The organism is Marinobacter nauticus (assembly GCF_003634635.1).
Classification (GTDB): domain Bacteria; phylum Pseudomonadota; class Gammaproteobacteria; order Pseudomonadales; family Oleiphilaceae; genus Marinobacter; species Marinobacter nauticus.
The window spans coordinates 212,296-230,776 of the sequence record NZ_RBJB01000004.1 but is presented as its reverse complement, the minus strand read 5'-3'; the positions used below and the strand labels follow the sequence as shown (position 1 = coordinate 230,776).

Here is an 18,481-nt window from a genome sequence, read left to right as displayed (position 1 = left end):
GGGCATTAGTTATCCTCACTCCGATGTTGCTGTTCCCAAAGACGGGCGTAATGACCATCGCGGGCCAGCAACTCGTGATGACTGCCACTTTCGACAATCCGGCCCCCGTCCATCACCAGAATGCTATTGGCATCGCGAACTGTGGATAACCTGTGGGCAATCACCAGGGTAGTACGCTGGTGGCTGACCTCTTTCAGGGCACCGAGGATGGCCTGTTCGGACAAGGAGTCCAGGGAGGAGGTTGCCTCGTCCAGAATAAGTATTGGCGGGTTCTTCAGGATAACCCGGGCAATGGCCACCCGCTGTTTTTCGCCGCCAGACAACTTAAGGCCGCGCTCGCCGACTTTCGTTTCGTAGCCTTCTGGAAGGCTGTGGATGAAATCTTCCAGGTGGGCCATGCGCGCGGCCCGGTAGACTTCTTCCTCGGTCGCTTCGGGGCGGCCATACGCCAGGTTACGGTAAAGCGTATCGTTGAACAGTACGGTGTCCTGCGGTACCACCCCGATGGCAGAACGCAGACTGTCTTGGGTGACCGATCGAATATCCTGGCCATCAATCCGGATCGCGCCGTTATCGACCTCGTAGAAGCGGAACAGCAGCCGGGCGAGGGTAGACTTGCCGGCACCGCTGGCGCCCACCACCGCCACGGTATGGCCGGCAGGGATAGTGAAGCTAACGTCTTGCAGGATCAACCGGTCCGGGCGGTAGGCAAAGTGGATATGTTCGAAGCGTACCTCTCCGTTATCCACAACCAGGGGCCTGGCATCCGACGCGTCCTGGATTGCCGGTTGGTCACCCAGCAGTTTGAACAGACGCTCCACATTCACCAGGGCCTGGCGAATTTCCCGGTAGACAAAGCCCAGGGCATTCAGAGGAATGAACAGCTGGATCAGGTAGGCGTTGATCATGGTGAAATCACCCAGAGTGATTTCGCCGCTGGCCACTTCGCGTACCGCCATGGCCATAATGACGATCAGCGCCACGCCGATGATCAATGCCTGGCCAGCGTTCAGGGTGGCCAGCGACAGACGGTTCTTCAACCGAGCCTTTTCCCACTCATCCAGGTCCTGATCGTAAAGCTCGGCTTCGTAGCGTTCGTTGTTGAAGTATTTGACGGTTTCGTAGTTGAGCAGGCTGTCGATGGCCCGGGAGTTGGACTGGTTATCCCGGGCGTTGGCCTCCCGAACAAATTTCGTCCGCCATTCGGTGATCTTGATGGAGAACACCACATACACAACCACCGCCACCAGAATGGCGACGACATACCCGACGTTGAACACCACCAGCAGGATGCCCGCCACCAGCAGGATTTCCAGGATGGTAGGCACGATGTTGAACAGGGTGAAGCGCAGCAGAAAGCTGATGCCGTTGGTGCCGCGTTCAATATCCCGGGCCAGGCCACCGGTTTTACGGTCCAGATGAAATCCCAGTTCCCTCTGGTGCAGGTGTTCAAACACCCGCAGAGAGACCCGCCGCATAGCCCGCTCCGCGACCCGCGCAAACACGGCATCCCGCAGTTCGCTGAACAGGGTGGCACCAAAACGCAGGCTACCGTAGGCCACTACCAAGACAACCGGAATCCACAGCAGCATGTCGGCACCTCGGTTCTGGTCCAGGTAGTCGACAATGTATTTCAGTGCCACCGGGGTGGCGACGGTGGCCAGCTTTGCCAAAACCAGCATCGCCATAGCCAACGCGACCCGCCCCCTGAATTCCAGAAGATACGGCCACAGCCCGGAAATAATCGACCAGTCTGGCTTATGATCGGCGGGGTAGTCGTTGTCGGCGTAGGCTCTCAATGCAATATCCTTGAACTTTTGGAGATGTCGAGCGCCCGAGATGGGGAGCCTTTCCGGGACACGCTGTAAATACATCCCTGTACGCTCGACAAAAGCCATCCCTGGCTTTTGACGGTCCCGGAAAGGCTCCCCATCCCGTGCACTCTTGCTAACAGCTATGATACGTCTTCATCTGAGGACAAATCGTAAAAGAAACGGCTTAATTAAACTTTGATCGATCAGGAGAGTGACCATCAGCCCCAACCATCGTAAAGCTCTAAGACTTGTCATAGAGTTTATCAGCCCCTACCGACGAGCCGTGATCGGTGCGCTGATTGCCCTGGTTATTACCGCCGGCATCACCCTTGGTCTGGGCCAGGGCCTGCGCATTCTGGTCGATCAGGGCCTGGCCACGCAGTCTCCGGAAAACCTCGCCAAGGCTATCGGCCTGTTTTTCGTGCTGGTCCTCGGCCTGGCCTTTGGTTCGTTTGCCCGATTCTACCTGGTGTCCTGGATTGGCGAACGGGTGGTGGCAGACATTCGCAAACGGGTATTCAATCACCTGATCGATCTCACGCCCAGCTTCTTTGAACAGAACCGGGCCCTGGAGATTCAGTCCCGGTTTACGGCTGACACCACCGTACTGCAATCGGTGATTGGCTCCACCGTCTCCATCGCCCTGCGCAACACGCTGATGCTTATCGGCGGGCTGATTCTTCTGTTTGTCACCAACGCCAAGCTGGCCAGCATCATCCTGCTGGGGTTTCCGCTGGTGATTGCGCCGATCCTGTTTTACGGCCGCCGGGTGCGGGCGCTGTCCCGACTGAGTCAGGATCGGGTGGCGGATGTTGGCAGTTATGTCGGGGAGAATCTCAGCCAGATCAAAACCGTACAGGCCTTCAATCATCAGCCTCACGATCGCCGCTACTTCGCCGAGGTCTCTGAAAAGGCCTTCGATATTGCCCGGCAACGGATTCGCCAGCGCGCCTGGCTGACCACACTGGCGATTTCCCTGGTAATGGGCGCCGTCGGTATTGTCATCTGGATTGGCGGGCTGGATGTGATTCATGGCCGAATCTCACCGGGTGAGCTGGCAGCCTTTGTGTTCTACAGCCTGCTGGTGGGGGTCGCGGCTGGAGCCATCAGTGAGGTGATTGGCGAATTGCAGCGCGCCGCCGGTTCCGCAGCTCGCCTGTTCGAGCTGCTGCAGACCGAGCCGGAGCGGCGTCCCGAGACGGGAACGGCCAGGCTCCCGGGCACAGTGACCGGTGCAATTACTCTGGATAACCTGAGCTTCAGCTATAGCGGGCGCACGGAACGGCCAGCGCTTGCCGGGGTCTCTCTGGAGATCCAGCCGGGTGAAACCCTTGCCCTGGTCGGTCCGTCCGGTGCCGGTAAATCCACGTTGTTTGATCTGCTACTGGGTTTCTATCCGCTACAGGCCGGTTCTATCCGGTTGGATGGCATAGACACCGCCATGGTTCCACTGGCTGACCTGCGGCGGTGTTTCGCTCTGGTGCCGCAGAATCCCGCCCTGTTTCATGGCACTGTCGCCGATAATCTTCGCTACGCCCGGCCCGAGGCCAATCAGGCTGAGATCGAGCAAGCCGCCCGTATTGCCCACGCCCACGAATTCATTCAGGCCCTGCCACAGGGTTACGACACGCCCCTGGGTGATGCCGGCCAGGGCCTTTCCGGTGGCCAGAAACAACGACTGGCGATTGCCCGTGCGCTGTTGGCCGACGCTCCGATTCTGCTGCTTGATGAAGCCACCAGCGCCCTGGATGCGGAAAGCGAACATCTGATTCAGCAGGCCATGCCGGCGCTCACGGAGGGCCGGACTACCCTGGTGATTGCTCATCGGCTGGCAACGGTGCGGGATGCCGACAGGATCGCGGTATTTGACGAGGGCCGACTGCTGGCAGTGGGCAGTCACGACCAGTTGATCCGCGATAACGCGCTGTACCGGCGCCTGGCCAGCCTGCAATTCCGGGACACCGGGAGCCAGACAGAACACTGAGTGCCCCGTTGGTCGGTTTGTGTGTTGGGTGCGTACTCCCTACACTGGTACTAGAAATTCCTAATCCTGACACAGGGAGACACGCAAAGTGAGCAACAAAGAATTGCAGGCACTCAAAGAGCGATACGTCGCCGCGGGCGCAGCAAGCCCCAATGATCAATTTGCAGATCACGCCCTGAACGCAGAGGTCTGGGACGCAGATGGCAAACGCATGATCGATTTCGCCGGCGGTATCGGCGTATTGAACATCGGCCATCGACATCCCAGGGTGGTTGAGGCCGTCAAGGCGCAGCTCGACAAACTGATGCACACCTGCCAGACGGTGATGCCCTACGAGGGCTACGTGAAGCTGGCTCAGAAACTGAGCGAAGTGGTGCCGGTAAAAGGCCACGGCAAGGTCATGCTGGCCAACTCCGGCGCCGAGGCATTGGAAAACGCAGTCAAGATTGCCCGCGCAGCCACCGGCAAAAACAACGTTATCTGTTTTGACGGCGGTTACCACGGCCGCACCTTCTTCACCATGGCCATGAACGGCAAGGCCGCCCCTTACCAGACCTCCTTCGGGCCCATGCCCGGCCTGGTCTACCGCGCGCCTTACCCGGTGCCTTACCATGGCATTTCCGAAGAAGAGTCCCTGCGCGGCCTGGCGATGACCATGAAAGCCGACTCCCCGGCCCATGAAACCGCCGCCATCGTATTGGAGCCGGTTCTGGGTGAGGGCGGTTTCTACCCGGCACCGCCAAGTTTCCTGAAAGCCATCCGCAAGATCTGCGATGAAAACGACATCATGATGATCGTGGATGAAGTGCAAAGTGGCTTTGGCCGCACCGGCAAGCTGTTCGCCATCGAACACAGTGGTATTGAGCCGGACATTATGACCATGGCCAAATCCATGGCCGATGGCATGCCCATCTCGGCCATCGTCGGCACGGACAAGGTGATGGACTCCTCCGGCCCGAACTCCCTGGGCGGTACCTACACCGGCAGCCCCACCGCGTGCGCCGCCGCCCTGGCGGTGTTCGATGTCATCAAGGAAGAAGATATCCTTGGCAGGAGCCAGCGCCTGGGCGAGAAACTTAGATCCCGGTTCGACCAATGGCAGGAGCAGTTCACCCATGTGGACAACGCTCGCAATCTGGGCCCCATGGCGGCCTTCGAGCTGGTGGAAAGCAAGGAAAGTCACAAGCCCATGCCAGAACTGGCCGGGGCCATTACCAAAAAGGCAAAGGAGAAAGGACTGATCCTGCTGAGTTGCGGTATGCACGGCAACACACTGCGATTCCTGATGCCGGTGACCATCGAAGACGAAGTGCTGGAAGAAGGGCTGAATATTGTTGAGGAATGCCTGAAGGAAGTGGGCGCCTGAACCAGGCGGTTACTTCTGACTTCCTATTCGTCGTATACTGCCGGAAGCTCTTTCCGGCAGTGCCCCCCTCGGGTTCTGCCGTTGATTCACCGATCAGGCGGTAACCATGACGTCCCAGAGTAATTCTCCCACTCCAGACCACCAACCCAGACCCTGGATCGACCTGCTGGTCAGTATCATCATTCCCTCGGTGATTCTGATGAAGTTCAGTGGTGACGAACACCTCGGCAGCGTCAATGCGCTGATCATCGGCCTGGCGTTTCCCCTGGGCTGGGGCCTGTTCGAGCTGGTGCGCTACCACAAGAAAAACTTCATCGCCTTGCTGGGCCTGATCAGTGTCGGCCTCACCGGCGGCATTGGTTTGCTGGAACTGGATGCCGGCTGGCTCGCCATCAAGGAAGCGGCCGTGCCCGCCGTCATTGGTCTGGCGGTACTGGTGTCTACGCGCACCAGGTACCCCCTGGTCCGTACTCTGCTTTATAACCCGAATGTGCTGGACGTGGACAAGATTCAGGCCTCACTGGAAGAAAAGAACTGCGTGGAGGAGTTTGAAGGGCGGCTACTTAAGGCCAGCTATTTCTTTGCCGGCACCTTCCTGTTCTCGTCCATCATGAATTATGTGCTGGCGAAATGGATTGTGGTGAGCCCTTCGGGCACCCAGGCCTTCAATGAGGAACTGGGCCGCATGACCCTGGTGAGCTATCCGATGATTGCCATCCCCTCCATGGTGATGATGATGCTGATCTTCTATTACCTCTGGCGCACCATCCGGCGCCTGACGGGGTATACCCTGGAAGAGGTGATGGCGCCACATCTGATTGAAAAGGAAAAAGAAAAGGAACGGAAGAGGGCAGAGTCAGGGTCCTCGAAATAGGTTATTACAACACCGGTTTCCGGGTTCCCCGGACACCCATAAAAAAACGGTGGCATCCACAAGGAGCCACCGTTTTTTATTGCCAACAAGGTTTGTCTGATCAGATATCCAGGTTGGTCACTTCCAGCGCGTTGCTCTGGATGAAGTCCCGCCGTGGCTCCACGTCATCCCCCATCAGTGTGGTGAAGATCTGGTCCGCGGCAATCGCATCCTCAATGGTGACCTTCATCATCCGGCGGGTTTCCGGATCCATGGTGGTTTCCCACAACTGATCCGGGTTCATTTCACCCAGCCCCTTGTATCGCTGGATGTTCAGGCCACGCTGGGCTTCCTTCATCAGCCACTCCAGGGCGCCCTCGAAGGACAGCACAGACTGCTTGCGCTCGCCACGCTGGATGTAGGCGCCATCCTCAATCAGCCCCTCCAGGGTCTCGCCCAGACGGGCAATGGCCCCGTAGGACGAAGACTCGAAGAAGTCATGACTGAACACATGCTCATGGGGAATGCCATGCACAAAGATGGTGACTTTGGGCAGGTACAGGCCCCGTTCCTCATCGCGGGTAACGGAGAAGGTGTACTTGGTGCCCGTGCGGGTATCCAGATCCAGACCTTCACCCAGGCGCGCCACCCAACGGGCCACTTCAGCCTCTTCCTTCAGGTGTTCCGGCTTGAGCGTACTGTTGTAGACCATCTGCTGCAGTACCTTGGCCGGATAGGCCCGGGACAGGCGATCGATCATCGCCATCACTGCCTGATAATCCTTCACCATGGTTTCCAGGGCGGAATCCTTGATGGCCGGTGCTTCCGGGTTCACATAGAGCTGGGCGCCTTCCAGGGCCGTCTGGGTCAGATAGGCTTCCTTCGCCTTCTCGTCCTTCAGGTATTGCTCCTGTTTGCCACGCTTGACCTTGTACAGTGGCGGCATGGCAATGAACACATGGCCGCGCTCGATGATTTCCCGCATCTGGCGGAACAGGAAGGTCAGCAGCAGGGTACGGATGTGTGAACCGTCCACATCGGCATCGGTCATGATGATGATGGAGTGATAACGGAGTTTGTCCGGGTTGAACTCTTCGCGGCCGATGCCACAACCCAGTGCCGTGATCAGAGTGCCAACTTCCGCGGAAGACAGCATCTTGTCAAAACGGGCTTTCTCGACGTTCAGGATCTTACCTTTCAGGGGCAGGATGGCCTGGGTCTTACGATCACGGCCCTGCTTGGCACTGCCACCCGCAGAATCACCCTCCACAATGAACAGTTCGGAGAGGGCAGGGTCTTTTTCCTGGCAGTCCGCCAGCTTGCCGGGCAGGCCGGCAATGTCCAGGGCGCCCTTACGGCGGGTCATATCCCGGGCCTTACGGGCTGCTTCCCGGGCACGGGCCGCTTCGATCATCTTGTTAACGATCTGCTTGGCTTCGTTGGGTTGCTCCTGCAGGTACTCCGCAAAGCTCTGATACAGTTCCTGCTCCACCGCCGTCTTCACTTCCGAGGACACCAGCTTGTCCTTGGTCTGGGAGGAGAACTTGGGATCGGGCACTTTCACACTGATGATAGCGGTCAGGCCTTCCCGGGCATCATCACCGGAGGTTGCTACTTTGGCTTTCTTGCCCAGGCCTTCATGATCAATGTAGTTGTTCAGAGAGCGGGTCAGTGCTGCCCGGAAACCGGCCAGGTGAGTACCACCATCACGCTGGGGAATATTGTTGGTGAAGCAGTAGATGTTTTCCTGGAAGGCATCGTTCCACTGCATGGCCACTTCTACCGCAATGCCATCTTCCCGCTCACGGTTGAAATGGAAGACACGGTTGATGGCCGTCTTGTTGGTATTCAGGTGCTCAACAAAGGCCCGCAGACCACCTTCATACTCAAAGATCTCCTCCTTGCCTGAACGCTCATCCGTCAGGCGGATACGCACACCACTGTTCAGGAACGCAAGTTCCCGCAGGCGCTTGGCCAGGATGTCGTAATGGAACTGGATATGAGTGAAGGTTTCCGGCGAGGGAATAAAGTGAACCTTGGTACCGGAGGCATCGGTTTCACCGACTTCGCCCAGGGGCGCATTGGGCACGCCGTGGGTGTAGCTCTGCTCGTAGACCTTGCCATCCCGGCGGATGGTGAGGGTCAGCGAGGAAGACAGGGCGTTGACCACAGACACACCCACGCCGTGCAGACCGCCGGAGACCTTGTAGGAGTTGTCGTCGAACTTACCACCGGCGTGCAAGACGGTCATGATGACCTCGGCGGCCGAAACACCTTCCTCTTCATGAAGATCGACCGGGATACCGCGACCGTTGTCTTTTACGGTAATGGATTCGTCCGGGTGGATGATGATGCCGATTTCAGAACAGTAACCAGCCAGAGCCTCATCGATGGAGTTATCCACCAACTCAAAGACCATGTGATGCAGGCCGGTGCCATCGTCGGTATCACCGATGTACATACCGGGCCGTTTACGCACCGCGTCGAGTCCTTTGAGGACTTTGATACTGGAGGAATTGTAGTTCGATTCACTCATTAAAAGAGACTCCTGGAGGTGAGCCCAGCCCTGGCGACACGATAATTCGCGAACCCGCCAGGCTCAGCTATTCTTCCGTCAATTGTCCATGTTCCACGTGGAACATTCTGTATTCAGGTGTATCCCCATCGTGCCACAACGTGTCCGGTTCCGGATGCTCAATGGAGGTGATAAACACCTGACAACGCAGTTCCTGTAAGTTGCGAGCCAGCATAACGCGATGACGAACATCCAACTCGGCGTTGATATCGTCCAACAGAAACGTCACCTGTTTGCCAAGATCACTCAACACCTTGCCCTGAGCAATCTTCATCAGGATCACCAGTGTCTTTTGCTGGCCTCTCGAGAAGGTTTCCGCCACCGGACGACCACCAAACTTCAGGCGGATATCCGCCCGGTTCGGGCCGTACAAGGTGTGGCCCATACGACGTTCCTGTTCGCGATGGTTAACCAGTACTTCGGTCAACGCTGTGCTTCGATCCCAGCCCGGGTAGAAGTCCATCTTCAGACCTTCCACCCAAGGCGCATCCAGCTCCGCCAACACCGATTCAAAAGCGATCTTGAAGCGATGGAAGACAGTTTCGCGGATGTCACTCAACGACTCCGCCAAGGCGCCGTACTGGGAATCCCAGACCCGCATCAACGATTCGTCCAGTCTACCATTTCTCAGCATTTGATTCCGCTGTGACGTGACCCTCTGAACCTGTTGCCACAGGGCAGAAAAGGAAGGTTCCACGTGGAACACTAACCAATCCAGAAACTGTCGGCGTTTGCCCGGACCACCGGCAACAATGTCGAACACACCGGGATCAATCACCGAGACCGGAAGATGCATCGCCAGAAACGAAAGACTGCGAACCGCCTCACCATCTACCCGCAACTGGGTTTCCTTGAGGCTGACATCCCGGGAAATACCAATCCTGTGCTCAACCTTTTCTGAAGACGCTTGAGCCAACAGACCTGAATCCAGTGCCCCGAAGACAGTCAGCTTCGACTGCCCGTGGGCCACCACTGCCTGATGCCGGCTGACCCGAAACGACCGGCCAAGTCCAAGATAACCAATTGCCTCCAGCACACTGGTTTTACCACTGCCATTGGCGCCATAAAGAAGATTGAAGGACGGTGAAAATTCTACAGGCGCAGATAACAGGTTTCGGAAATGCTGTGTCTGGAGTTTGACTAACGCCATGGGTAACGGAGTGCTCAGGCTGAGAATTCGGACGACCAAAACGAGAAAGGGCGATACCGTTTCCGATATCGCCCTAGTGTACTAGAAACCCCGGTAGACCGGTTAATGAAGCATGGTTAGCCGTTCGTCCATGAACACATCCATTTCTGGCGCCAGGATGTGAACATAGCGGTCGAAATACAAGAACTGCTTGAGCAGCAAGGCGAATTCACGGGGGAAATGCAAACCGTGACTTTCGCCAACCTTTACCATGTCCATCAGGATATTATTCACGTCGTCCTCGGCCCGTTCCACTTCATAGGGCACATCATCCGGCACCATGCGATCCATCTGACGATACAGACGCTGAAGATCAGCAGACAGATCGTCCACCCGCACGGTATGCCGGGTAACGCCAATCCGGATCATGGCGTCAGCCATACCGTCAAAATTGCCCACCATAATCGCCGAAATGAAATCGCTCACGGCCTGCCAGGTATCCGGCCTGATCCGACCGACAATGCCGAAATCGATAAAACCAACGCGACCGTCCTCAAGCACCATCAGGTTACCGGCATGAACGTCTGCGTGAAAAAACTCGCACTGGGTCAGGCTGGCGAACCAGGTATTCATGGCGGTAATCAATGTCCGCTCCGGATCCCGGGAAAAGCCTCGAATACTTTCCAGATCCGTCAATGGAACCCCATGGAACCGCTCCATAGTCAGAATCCGGCGAGTACTGCAATGCTCGTACACCCGCGGCACCGTCGCGTCTTCATTGTGGGTGTTCTGCAGAAATTCCCGGAACACTTTCAGGTTGTTGGCCTCTTTGATGAAATCGCACTCTTCCATCATGGTTTTCTGAATTTCATCCACAATGCCGGACATGGAGGTCCAGGACAGTTTCGGGGCCAGCGTCTCGAGCATTCGGGCAGACAGGTAAAGAAAGTTGAGGTCCGTCAGCAGAATGTTTTCCACACCCGGCTTCTGAACCTTGATCACCACTTCTTCACCCGTTACCAGGCGAGCAGCATGAACCTGGGCAATGGATGCCGAAGCCAGTGCAACCGGATCAATTTCCGAATACACCTGATCAATAGGGCGACCAAGCTCGTCCCGGATGATCTTCTTGATTACGCTGAAGGGAAGGCTCGGGGTCTTGTCGAGGCAGAACTGGAACTCCTCCACATACTCCTTGGGGAAAAAGGTCGGCGAGCTGGCAATAAATTGTCCCAGCTTGATGTAGGTTGCGCCCAGGCTTTCGAAGGTCTGCCTCAACAGTTTCGGGGCAGGGGGCCGATCGCCCCGAACCCAGTTTACCCCGGTGCGGCCAAGCACAGACAGGGTCTGACCGATCCTGAACGCGCCTTTGATTCCATTCGTTACAGCACCCATAGAGCCCTCCAAACCTGATTACAGTCGCATCGGCATGACAACATACAGGCAACGGTTGTCGTTCTGAGCCTCAATCAGCGCACTGCTGTTGGGATTCGACAACGTAATCTTCACCTGGTCATCATCCAGTGCATTCATGACATCTACCAGATAGCCTACATTAAACCCGATCTGCAGGGATTCGCCCTGATACTCCACCGGCAACGCATCTTCGGCCTGTTCTTGGTCAGGGTTATTGGCGAACACCTGCAACTGGTTGGGAGAAAGGTTCAGGCGCACACCACGGATGTTCTCGTGAGACAGAATGCCCGCCCGCTGCAGGGTACTTTTCAGCGTTGAACGATCAGCCAGTACGGTCTTGTCGCCGCCCCGCGGGATCACCCGGTTGTAATCCGGGAACTTGCCTTCAATCAACTTGGAGGTAAAGGTATAGCTGCCCACCGTCGCCCGAAGATGATTGTCACCGATGACCAGCGTAACCGGCGATTCTTCATCATCCAGAAGCCGGGCCAGCTCCAGCACACCTTTACGAGGCACAATAACCTGCCGCAACTCTGGACACCCGGTATCCAGATCGAACTGGGCCATGGCCAGACGATGACCATCGGTAGCCACAACCCGGGCATGATTAACATCCACTTCCAGCAACAACCCGTTCAGGTAATAACGCACATCCTGCTGGGCCATGGCGAACGCAGTGGCATCCAGCATGCGACCGAGCTCTTTCTGTGGCAATGCCAGGCGGAAGCTTTCCGGCTCATCTTCGACATTGGGAAAGTGCTCCGCTGGCAGCGTCGACAGGGTGAAGTGGGAATTTCCGGCGCGCAGATGCAGACGATCGCCTTCCAGTACCAGATCGATAGGCGCCTCATCCCCCAAGGCCCGGCAGATATCCGCCAACTTCCGCGCCGGAACCGTGATACGACCAGGCTGATCCACATGGACTGGTGCTACCCGAGCCACCAGCTCCACTTCCATATTGGTACCGGTCAGTGTCAGCGTATTGTCTTCCGCTTCCAGCAGTACGTTGGACAACACCGGCATGGTCTGTTTCTTTTCCACAACGCCCGCAATGCTTTGCAGCGGGGTGATCAGTGATTCACGGCTGATGGTCAGTTTCATGGCACTCGGCTTCAGTTATCGGAAGTGAATGTATGTGTTGTTCGTACAGGCCACCTTCAATCAGGTGGTCAGCAATCTCATAAAATTCTGATAATCCTCACGGATACCGGGATCGGTTTCCTGCAATTCAACAATCTTTTTACAGGCATGCAGAACGGTGGTGTGGTCACGCCCACCGAACGCGTCGCCAATCTCCGGCAGGCTATGATTGGTCAGTTCCTTGGCCAGGGACATAGCCACCTGGCGCGGCCGGGTGACTGTGCGAGTGCGGCGTTTGGACAGCAGATCCGCCACCTTGATCTTGTAGTACTCAGCCACCGTTCGTTGGATATTATCGATGCTCACCTGCTTTTCATGCAGGGCCAGGAGATCCTTGAGGCTCTCACGGATAAACGGCGGGGTAATCTCTGAGCCAGTGAAGTGAGCATTCGCTATCACCAGACGCAGCGCCCCTTCAAGCTCACGAACGTTTGACCGGATTTTCTGTGCAATAAAGAACGCGGCCTCGCTGCTGAGTTTCACATTGGCCTGTTCCGCCTTCTTCATCAGGATCGCCACCCGCGTTTCCAGTTCCGGAGGCTCAACCATCACCGTCAGGCCCCAACCAAAGCGGGATTTCAGCCGCTCCTCCATATCAGAGATTTCTTTCGGGAAACGGTCACAGGTCACGATCACCTGCTGGCCACCTTCAAGCAGCGCATTAAAGGTGTGGAAAAACTCTTCCTGAGAGCGTTCCTTGCGGGCAAAAAACTGGATATCGTCAATCAGCAGCGCATCCACCGACCGGTAATAGCGTTTGAACTCATTGATGGCATTCAGCTGCAGTGCCTTGACCATGTCGGCCACAAACCGTTCCGAACGCAGATAGGCTACCTTCGCGCGCGGGTTGCGACGCACAATCTCATTGCCAATGGCATGCATCAGGTGGGTTTTACCCAGGCCCACGCCGCCATAAAGAAACAGCGGGTTGTAGGCACCACCGGGGTTTTCCGCCACCTGCATGGAGGCAGCCCGGGCCAGCTGGTTCGATTTACCCTCGACAAAGGTATCGAAGGTAAAGGTTTCGTTAAGAAAACTCTGGTGTTTGATATCACCTTCTACCTGCACCGGACGGCGCTCGGCCTGGGCCTTGGGTGCCGGCGCAGACATCGCTCTTGGTGCTGAATCCGCAACAGTAGCCGCAACACTTCTTTCTTCTTCCGTAACGGTCTGCTCGGTTTCTTCCGAGACCCGGACCGGCGGCGCCACTTCGGAGCGAACCACCGGATCTGTGGGCTTGGGCGCAGAGCCCACTTTCATCATGACTCGTGGCGCCTGACCACCATTCAGATCCTTCAATACTTCTTCTATACGGCGAAGGTATTTTTCGTTGACCCAGTCCATCACAAACCGGTTCGGGGCAAACAGCATGAGCTGCCCTTCCCGGTGATCAGACTGAAGGGGCCTCAACCAGGTATTGAACTGCTGTGCGGGAAACTCATCCCGGAGTACTTCAAGACATTGATGCCACATACTGTTCGGCACGACCGCCTGCTCCCGAAAACCTGACTGATAAGGCACCGTTAAACCAACGCCAACCGGTGCCTGAAGTGACCGGAGATTCTAACCTGCACGAGCCTTCAGTAAAAGGCCGGAAACCTTTGTCATAAACACCCTGTGGAAACTTTTCTTCATATTTTTCAGATTGTTTCAGACATATCTACAGCCTTGTGTACAGAAAATGCCTGAAAAAAAGTTATTCACAGGAGCTTGTGCAAAGCCGGGGTTCAGTCCTGTGGGAAAGATCTTGACGGATACTTGCATAACTCGGTTCACCATCACCTATCCCACTTGTGCACAATCCGTGATGACGAAATCCACAGGGCTCACGGGTATCTGTCACAAGCTTTGTCATGGCGTTAATCTCATGATTATTCAGATTAAATTTCTCTTATCCACAGAAATCAAGGTGCCTAATAACAGTAATAAATATCTTTGAAAGAATTTTAAAAAGACCTTACAGATTCTATTACTCACCATGTCGGTTAGTACCCATGCCAGAATCTTGCCTGACCAAACTATAACCATTGAACTTGCACCGGTATTTGACTAGAATGCCGCTCCTGTTTTGGCTGTCTATTTTCCAGCCACTGATCAATGTCCATCGACGATTTGTGAGAACATCACCATGAAAAGAACATTCCAACCGAGCGTCCTGAAGCGCAAGCGCGTTCACGGTTTCCGTGCCCGTATGGCGACAGCCAATGGTCGCAAGGTACTGTCTCGTCGCCGTGCCAAGGGCCGTGCACGCCTGTCTGCGTAATCTGAAGCCTGCCTCATGAAGGCCTTGACGTTTCCGAAGTCTCACAGACTGTTGAAACCTTCGGATTACAGCAGGGTCTTCAATGACGTAACGCTGAAAGTTCCGCACAGGAATTTTCTGATCCTGGCCTCTGCCAACTCATTGGGACACGCCAGGGTCGGATTGATCTTCTCCAAGAAGAATCTTCGGCTCGCCGTTCAGAGAAACCGGATCAAGCGTCAGGTAAGGGAAACCTTCCGGCTCCAACCAGATCTGCCAGGCCTTGATATCATTGTGCTCGGCCGCCAGGGGCTGGATCGGCTGGATAACGATACGGTCCGTTCCTCACTGAATGATCTTTGGCATCGGGTAAAGAAAAAATACCGGCAGTCCACGCCTGATCAATCCGTCGGCAATCCCAGAGGTACGGAGTAATGCGTCAACTCCTGCTCTTGCCCATCCGGTTCTACCAGTATGCCATCAGTCCGATGATGGCCAGCCATTGCCGTCATTACCCTACCTGTTCACAATACGCCCTCGAGGCCATCCAACATCACGGACCTCTGAAAGGCGGTTACCTGGCAACAGCCCGGCTACTCAGGTGTCATCCCTGGGCAGAAGGCGGTTATGATCCGGTACCGGGAACGGAACTGAATACGGCGCCTCGCTCCGGCCAGGCCTGCAATCCGACAGAAAGCACTCATTCCACTACTCAGACCAGACACTAAGTTTATGGATATTCAACGCATCGTTTTGTTTGCCGGCCTCGCCATTGTCAGTTACCTGATGGTACTTGCCTGGAACGAGGATTATCACCAGCCTCAAACAGAACAGGTTGCCGAGGCGCAATCTCCCTCAGACAGCAGTGCTACCAACAGCACCGATGACATGATCCTGCCTGAGGATAACAACGCAGGCGGTGAAGAGTTTGCAACGCCGGAGACCGGCTCACTCGCGACAACCTCCGCCAGCAGCGATCAGGATCTGGCAGATCGTTTCATTACCGTGACCACGGATGTTTACGAGCTGAAGATCGACCGCGTAGGCGGTAATGTGGTTGACAGTTCCCTGTTACAATACGACGAGTCTCTGGACAGCGAACAGCCACTGAAACTGCTGACCAATACCAGTACCCGCACCTATCTCCTGGAAAGTGGCCTGATCGGTCGCGATGGCCCGGATGGCAGCCAGGCCGGTGACGCTCCGGTATTTCAGGCAGAAACCGGCAGTTACCAGCTGGCGGAAGGGGAAGATGAACTGACCATCGACCTGGTGTACACCACTGACAGCGGTGTAGCCATCACCAAACGCTATCATCTGGCCCGCAACAGCTATCAGATTGATGTCAGCTACCTGATCGACAACCGTTCAGAAAGCCCATGGCAAGGTAACTTCACCGGCAAGATCGTACGCGATCAGGCGCCAGATCCGACCTCCCAGGCCAGCATGGGAATCCGGGCTTATCTCGGCATGGTGATCAGTACCCCGGAAGATCCGTATGAGAAGTACGATTTCGAGGATCTGTCAGAGAAGCGCGTCAATCAGTCCGTCACCAATGGCTGGCTGGCCTTCCTGCAGCATTACTACCTGACCGCATGGGTCCCCGAGCGGGATCAGAAAGCCCAGTTCCAGACCACCCGACGGGGCGATCTCCATGTCATGGGCTTTGTTTATCCTGCGACGACGGTAGCACCGGGTGAGACCGCAGAAGTGGGCGCCACTGCTTATGTCGGTCCCAAGATCATTGATCGGCTGGAAGCTCTGGCTCCGAACCTGGATCGCACCGTTGATTTCGGCTGGCTGTTCTTCATTTCCCTGCCGCTGTTCTACATTCTTGAATGGTTCTATGGCCTCGTCGGTAACTGGGGTGTCGCTATCATCCTGCTGACGGTGTTGGTAAAAGCGGTGTTCTTCCACCTCTCCGCCACCAGCTATCGCTCCATGGCGAAAATGCGCGCGGTTGCTCCGCAACTGACCCGGCTGAAAGAGCTCTATGGCGACGATCGCCAGCGCATGTCCCAGGAAATGATGGCGCTGTACAAGCGCGAGAAAATCAATCCGCTCGGCGGCTGTCTGCCAATACTGGTGCAGATGCCGGTGTTCATCTCGCTTTACTGGGTACTGTTTGAAAGTGTCCAGTTGCGTCATGCGCCGTTCATGCTGTGGATTCAGGATCTGTCCCAGATGGACCCGTACTTCATCCTGCCGATCCTGATGGGCGCCAGCATGTTCATCCAGATGAGCCTGAACCCGACGCCCCCGGACCCCATGCAGGCCAAGATCATGAAGCTGATGCCGCTGATCTTCACCGTGTTCTTCCTGTGGTTCCCGGCTGGTCTGGTTCTGTACTGGCTGGTGAACAACATTCTTTCGATCTCCCAGCAGTGGTACATTACCCGCAAGATCGAAGCGGAAACGGCAGGCAAGAAGTACTGATTCAACAGTGCTTCTGACCTGACAAAGGCTCCCTTGTGGAGCCTTTGTCATTTCTATTTCAGGAAAACCAAGATGCAGCCAGCGACTGACACCATTGCCGCCATCGCCACTGCCCCGGGCCAGGCCGGGGTGGGGATTGTCCGGGTGTCCGGACCCAGAGCCATGGCCATTGCCCGCACCATGCTGGGCTTTGAGCCAAAACCCCGGTACGCCCATTACGGCCCGTTCCGGGATCGGCAGGGAGAGCTCATTGATGAGGGCATCGGTCTGTACTTTCCCAACCCGCATTCCTTTACCGGCGAAGATGTGTTCGAGCTTCAGGGCCATGGGGGTACGGTGATCCTGGATATCCTGTTGCGGGAAGTCTGCAGCCTGGGCGCCCGGCTGGCCCGGCCCGGTGAATTTTCCGAAAGAGCGTTTCTCAATGACAAGCTGGACCTGGCTCAGGCTGAGGCCATTGCAGATCTGATTGAAAGCAGCTCGGAACAGGCGGCCCGCTGCGCCGTGCGTTCCATGCAGGGGGTGTTCTCCAAACGTGTGGATAACCTGGTGGAGGCCATCACCCATCTGCGCATCTACGTGGAAGCGGCCATCGATTTTCCGGAGGAAGAGATCGATTTCCTGGCCGATGGCAAGGTTGCTTCTGACTTGCAGGGTCTGCTGGAGCAGGTGCAGAAGATTCTCGGTGAAGCCCAGCAAGGCACCATTCTGCGGGACGGCATGAAGGTGGTTATTGCTGGCCGGCCCAATGCCGGAAAATCCAGCCTGCTGAACGCCCTCGCGGGTCGGGAGGCTGCGATTGTCACCGCCATCGAGGGCACGACCCGGGATGTGTTGCGGGAACATATCCACATTGATGGTATGCCGCTGCACATTATTGATACCGCCGGCCTGCGGGACAGCCCGGACGAAGTGGAACAGATTGGTATTGCCCGGGCCTGGGAAGAAATCCGACAGGCCGATCGTATTTTGCTGATGGTGGATGCCACCACCACCGACAAAACCGAGCCCCATGAAATCTGGCCGGATTTTATTGATCAACTGCCCAGAAGCGCGCCGGTGACTGTGATTCGTAACAAGGTGGATCTGTCTGGTGAACCGGTCGGCATCAGCGCAGAGCCGCATCAGACCGCTCCGGTGATTCGTCTGGCAGCAAAAGCCGCGGAGGGCCTGGAGGTCCTGCGGGAGCACCTGAAAGAATGCATCGGCTTTGCCAGCACTACCGAAGGTGGCTTCCTGGCCCGGCGCCGGCACCTGGATGCCCTGGAACGTGCCCGGGATTCCCTGTTGCAAGGCCAGACCCAGCTGGAAGGTTACGGCGCCGGTGAATTGCTGGCCGAAGATCTGAGGGCCGCTCAGGACGCCCTGGGGGAAATCACCGGGCATCTGACCCCGGATGAGCTTCTGGGTAAGATATTCAGCAGCTTCTGCATCGGAAAATAATTCAGGACGGAGCCCTCAGCCCGCTCTGGCTCTCGGGTGTTCCCTTACGAAAACAAACAGTTTATCTGTAAAACAACGTTAAA

At 56.3% G+C, this 18,481-nt stretch carries 14 protein-coding genes; 8 read left to right on the top strand and 6 right to left on the bottom strand.

All coding sequences use genetic code 11. The annotated features are described in order from the left end of the window. Positions 1 to 5 precede the first annotated feature (5 nt). The gene (locus tag C7436_RS12470; protein ID WP_121208025.1) at positions 6 to 1,799 is read right to left on the bottom strand and encodes an ABCB family ABC transporter ATP-binding protein/permease; all 1,794 of its coding nucleotides are present in this window, start codon (positions 1,797 to 1,799) and stop codon (positions 6 to 8) included. 226 nt (positions 1,800 to 2,025) lie between these two features. On the opposite strand from C7436_RS12470, the gene C7436_RS12465 reads away from it, so the two are divergent. The 3 genes from C7436_RS12465 to C7436_RS12455 all read left to right on the top strand — a co-directional run bounded on the left by C7436_RS12465 (position 2,026) and on the right by C7436_RS12455 (position 6,038). Next, positions 2,026 to 3,798: an ABC transporter transmembrane domain-containing protein gene (locus C7436_RS12465; RefSeq protein ID WP_121208024.1), complete on the top strand. Its 1,773-nt coding sequence runs from the start codon at positions 2,026 to 2,028 to the stop codon at positions 3,796 to 3,798. A gap of 88 nt (positions 3,799 to 3,886) precedes the next feature. Further along, complete coding sequence (locus C7436_RS12460; RefSeq protein ID WP_113879387.1) at positions 3,887 to 5,164, top strand: aspartate aminotransferase family protein; 1,278 nt, start codon at positions 3,887 to 3,889, stop codon at positions 5,162 to 5,164. A 106-nt stretch (positions 5,165 to 5,270) separates the two neighbouring features. Next, positions 5,271 to 6,038 (top strand): VC0807 family protein, encoded by a 768-nt coding sequence (locus C7436_RS12455; RefSeq protein WP_011783587.1) that lies wholly within the window; start codon positions 5,271 to 5,273, stop codon positions 6,036 to 6,038. A gap of 100 nt (positions 6,039 to 6,138) precedes the next feature. On the opposite strand, the gene gyrB is transcribed toward C7436_RS12455, so the two are convergent. The 5 genes from gyrB to dnaA all read right to left on the bottom strand — a co-directional run bounded on the left by gyrB (position 6,139) and on the right by dnaA (position 13,762). Next, positions 6,139 to 8,553, bottom strand: a complete 2,415-nt coding sequence (gyrB, locus tag C7436_RS12450) for a DNA topoisomerase (ATP-hydrolyzing) subunit B (protein WP_113879386.1) — start codon at positions 8,551 to 8,553, stop codon at positions 6,139 to 6,141. 67 nt (positions 8,554 to 8,620) lie between these two features. Further along, entirely contained in the window at positions 8,621 to 9,742 is a 1,122-nt protein-coding gene (gene recF / locus C7436_RS12445) for a DNA replication/repair protein RecF (protein WP_121208023.1), read from the bottom strand. A 102-nt stretch (positions 9,743 to 9,844) separates the two neighbouring features. Beyond that, the gene (locus C7436_RS12440; RefSeq protein ID WP_114434619.1) at positions 9,845 to 11,116 is read right to left on the bottom strand and encodes an ABC1 kinase family protein; all 1,272 of its coding nucleotides are present in this window, start codon (positions 11,114 to 11,116) and stop codon (positions 9,845 to 9,847) included. An 18-nt stretch (positions 11,117 to 11,134) separates the two neighbouring features. Further along, positions 11,135 to 12,238, bottom strand: coding sequence for a DNA polymerase III subunit beta (dnaN, locus tag C7436_RS12435; RefSeq protein ID WP_121208022.1), 1,104 nt, complete (start codon positions 12,236 to 12,238; stop codon positions 11,135 to 11,137). Between the two features lie 60 nt (positions 12,239 to 12,298). Then, positions 12,299 to 13,762, bottom strand: a complete 1,464-nt coding sequence (gene dnaA / locus C7436_RS12430; protein WP_011783582.1) for a chromosomal replication initiator protein DnaA — start codon at positions 13,760 to 13,762, stop codon at positions 12,299 to 12,301. Positions 13,763 to 14,405: 643 nt separating this feature from the next. On the opposite strand from dnaA, the gene rpmH reads away from it, so the two are divergent. The 5 genes from rpmH (at position 14,406) to mnmE (ending at position 18,398) form a co-directional block, all read left to right on the top strand. Continuing rightward, positions 14,406 to 14,540, top strand: a complete 135-nt coding sequence (rpmH, locus tag C7436_RS12425) for a 50S ribosomal protein L34 (RefSeq protein WP_008940054.1) — start codon at positions 14,406 to 14,408, stop codon at positions 14,538 to 14,540. A gap of 15 nt (positions 14,541 to 14,555) precedes the next feature. After that, on the top strand, positions 14,556 to 14,954 hold the full coding sequence (gene rnpA, locus C7436_RS12420) for a ribonuclease P protein component (protein ID WP_011787298.1): 399 nt from the start codon (positions 14,556 to 14,558) through the stop codon (positions 14,952 to 14,954). Beyond that, the gene (gene yidD / locus C7436_RS12415) at positions 14,954 to 15,247 is read left to right on the top strand and encodes a membrane protein insertion efficiency factor YidD (RefSeq protein ID WP_121208021.1); all 294 of its coding nucleotides are present in this window, start codon (positions 14,954 to 14,956) and stop codon (positions 15,245 to 15,247) included. Before rnpA ends, yidD begins: the two co-directional genes overlap by 1 nt. A 4-nt stretch (positions 15,248 to 15,251) precedes the next feature. After that, positions 15,252 to 16,955, top strand: a complete 1,704-nt coding sequence (gene yidC / locus C7436_RS12410; protein ID WP_121208020.1) for a membrane protein insertase YidC — start codon at positions 15,252 to 15,254, stop codon at positions 16,953 to 16,955. Between the two features lie 72 nt (positions 16,956 to 17,027). After that, on the top strand, positions 17,028 to 18,398 hold the full coding sequence (mnmE, locus tag C7436_RS12405) for a tRNA uridine-5-carboxymethylaminomethyl(34) synthesis GTPase MnmE (protein WP_121208019.1): 1,371 nt from the start codon (positions 17,028 to 17,030) through the stop codon (positions 18,396 to 18,398). Positions 18,399 to 18,481 lie beyond the last annotated feature (83 nt).

Coding starts and splice junctions, on each gene's coding strand:
- C7436_RS12455 (WP_011783587.1), top strand. CDS start 5,271: ATGACGTCCCAGAGTAATTCTCCCACTCCAGACCACCAACCCAGACCC.
- gyrB (WP_113879386.1), bottom strand. CDS start 8,553: ATGAGTGAATCGAACTACAATTCCTCCAGTATCAAAGTCCTCAAAGGA.
- recF (WP_121208023.1), bottom strand. CDS start 9,742: ATGGCGTTAGTCAAACTCCAGACACAGCATTTCCGAAACCTGTTATCT.
- C7436_RS12440 (WP_114434619.1), bottom strand. CDS start 11,116: ATGGGTGCTGTAACGAATGGAATCAAAGGCGCGTTCAGGATCGGTCAG.
- dnaN (WP_121208022.1), bottom strand. CDS start 12,238: ATGAAACTGACCATCAGCCGTGAATCACTGATCACCCCGCTGCAAAGC.
- rpmH (WP_008940054.1), top strand. CDS start 14,406: ATGAAAAGAACATTCCAACCGAGCGTCCTGAAGCGCAAGCGCGTTCAC.
- rnpA (WP_011787298.1), top strand. CDS start 14,556: ATGAAGGCCTTGACGTTTCCGAAGTCTCACAGACTGTTGAAACCTTCG.
- yidD (WP_121208021.1), top strand. CDS start 14,954: ATGCGTCAACTCCTGCTCTTGCCCATCCGGTTCTACCAGTATGCCATC.
- yidC (WP_121208020.1), top strand. CDS start 15,252: ATGGATATTCAACGCATCGTTTTGTTTGCCGGCCTCGCCATTGTCAGT.
- mnmE (WP_121208019.1), top strand. CDS start 17,028: ATGCAGCCAGCGACTGACACCATTGCCGCCATCGCCACTGCCCCGGGC.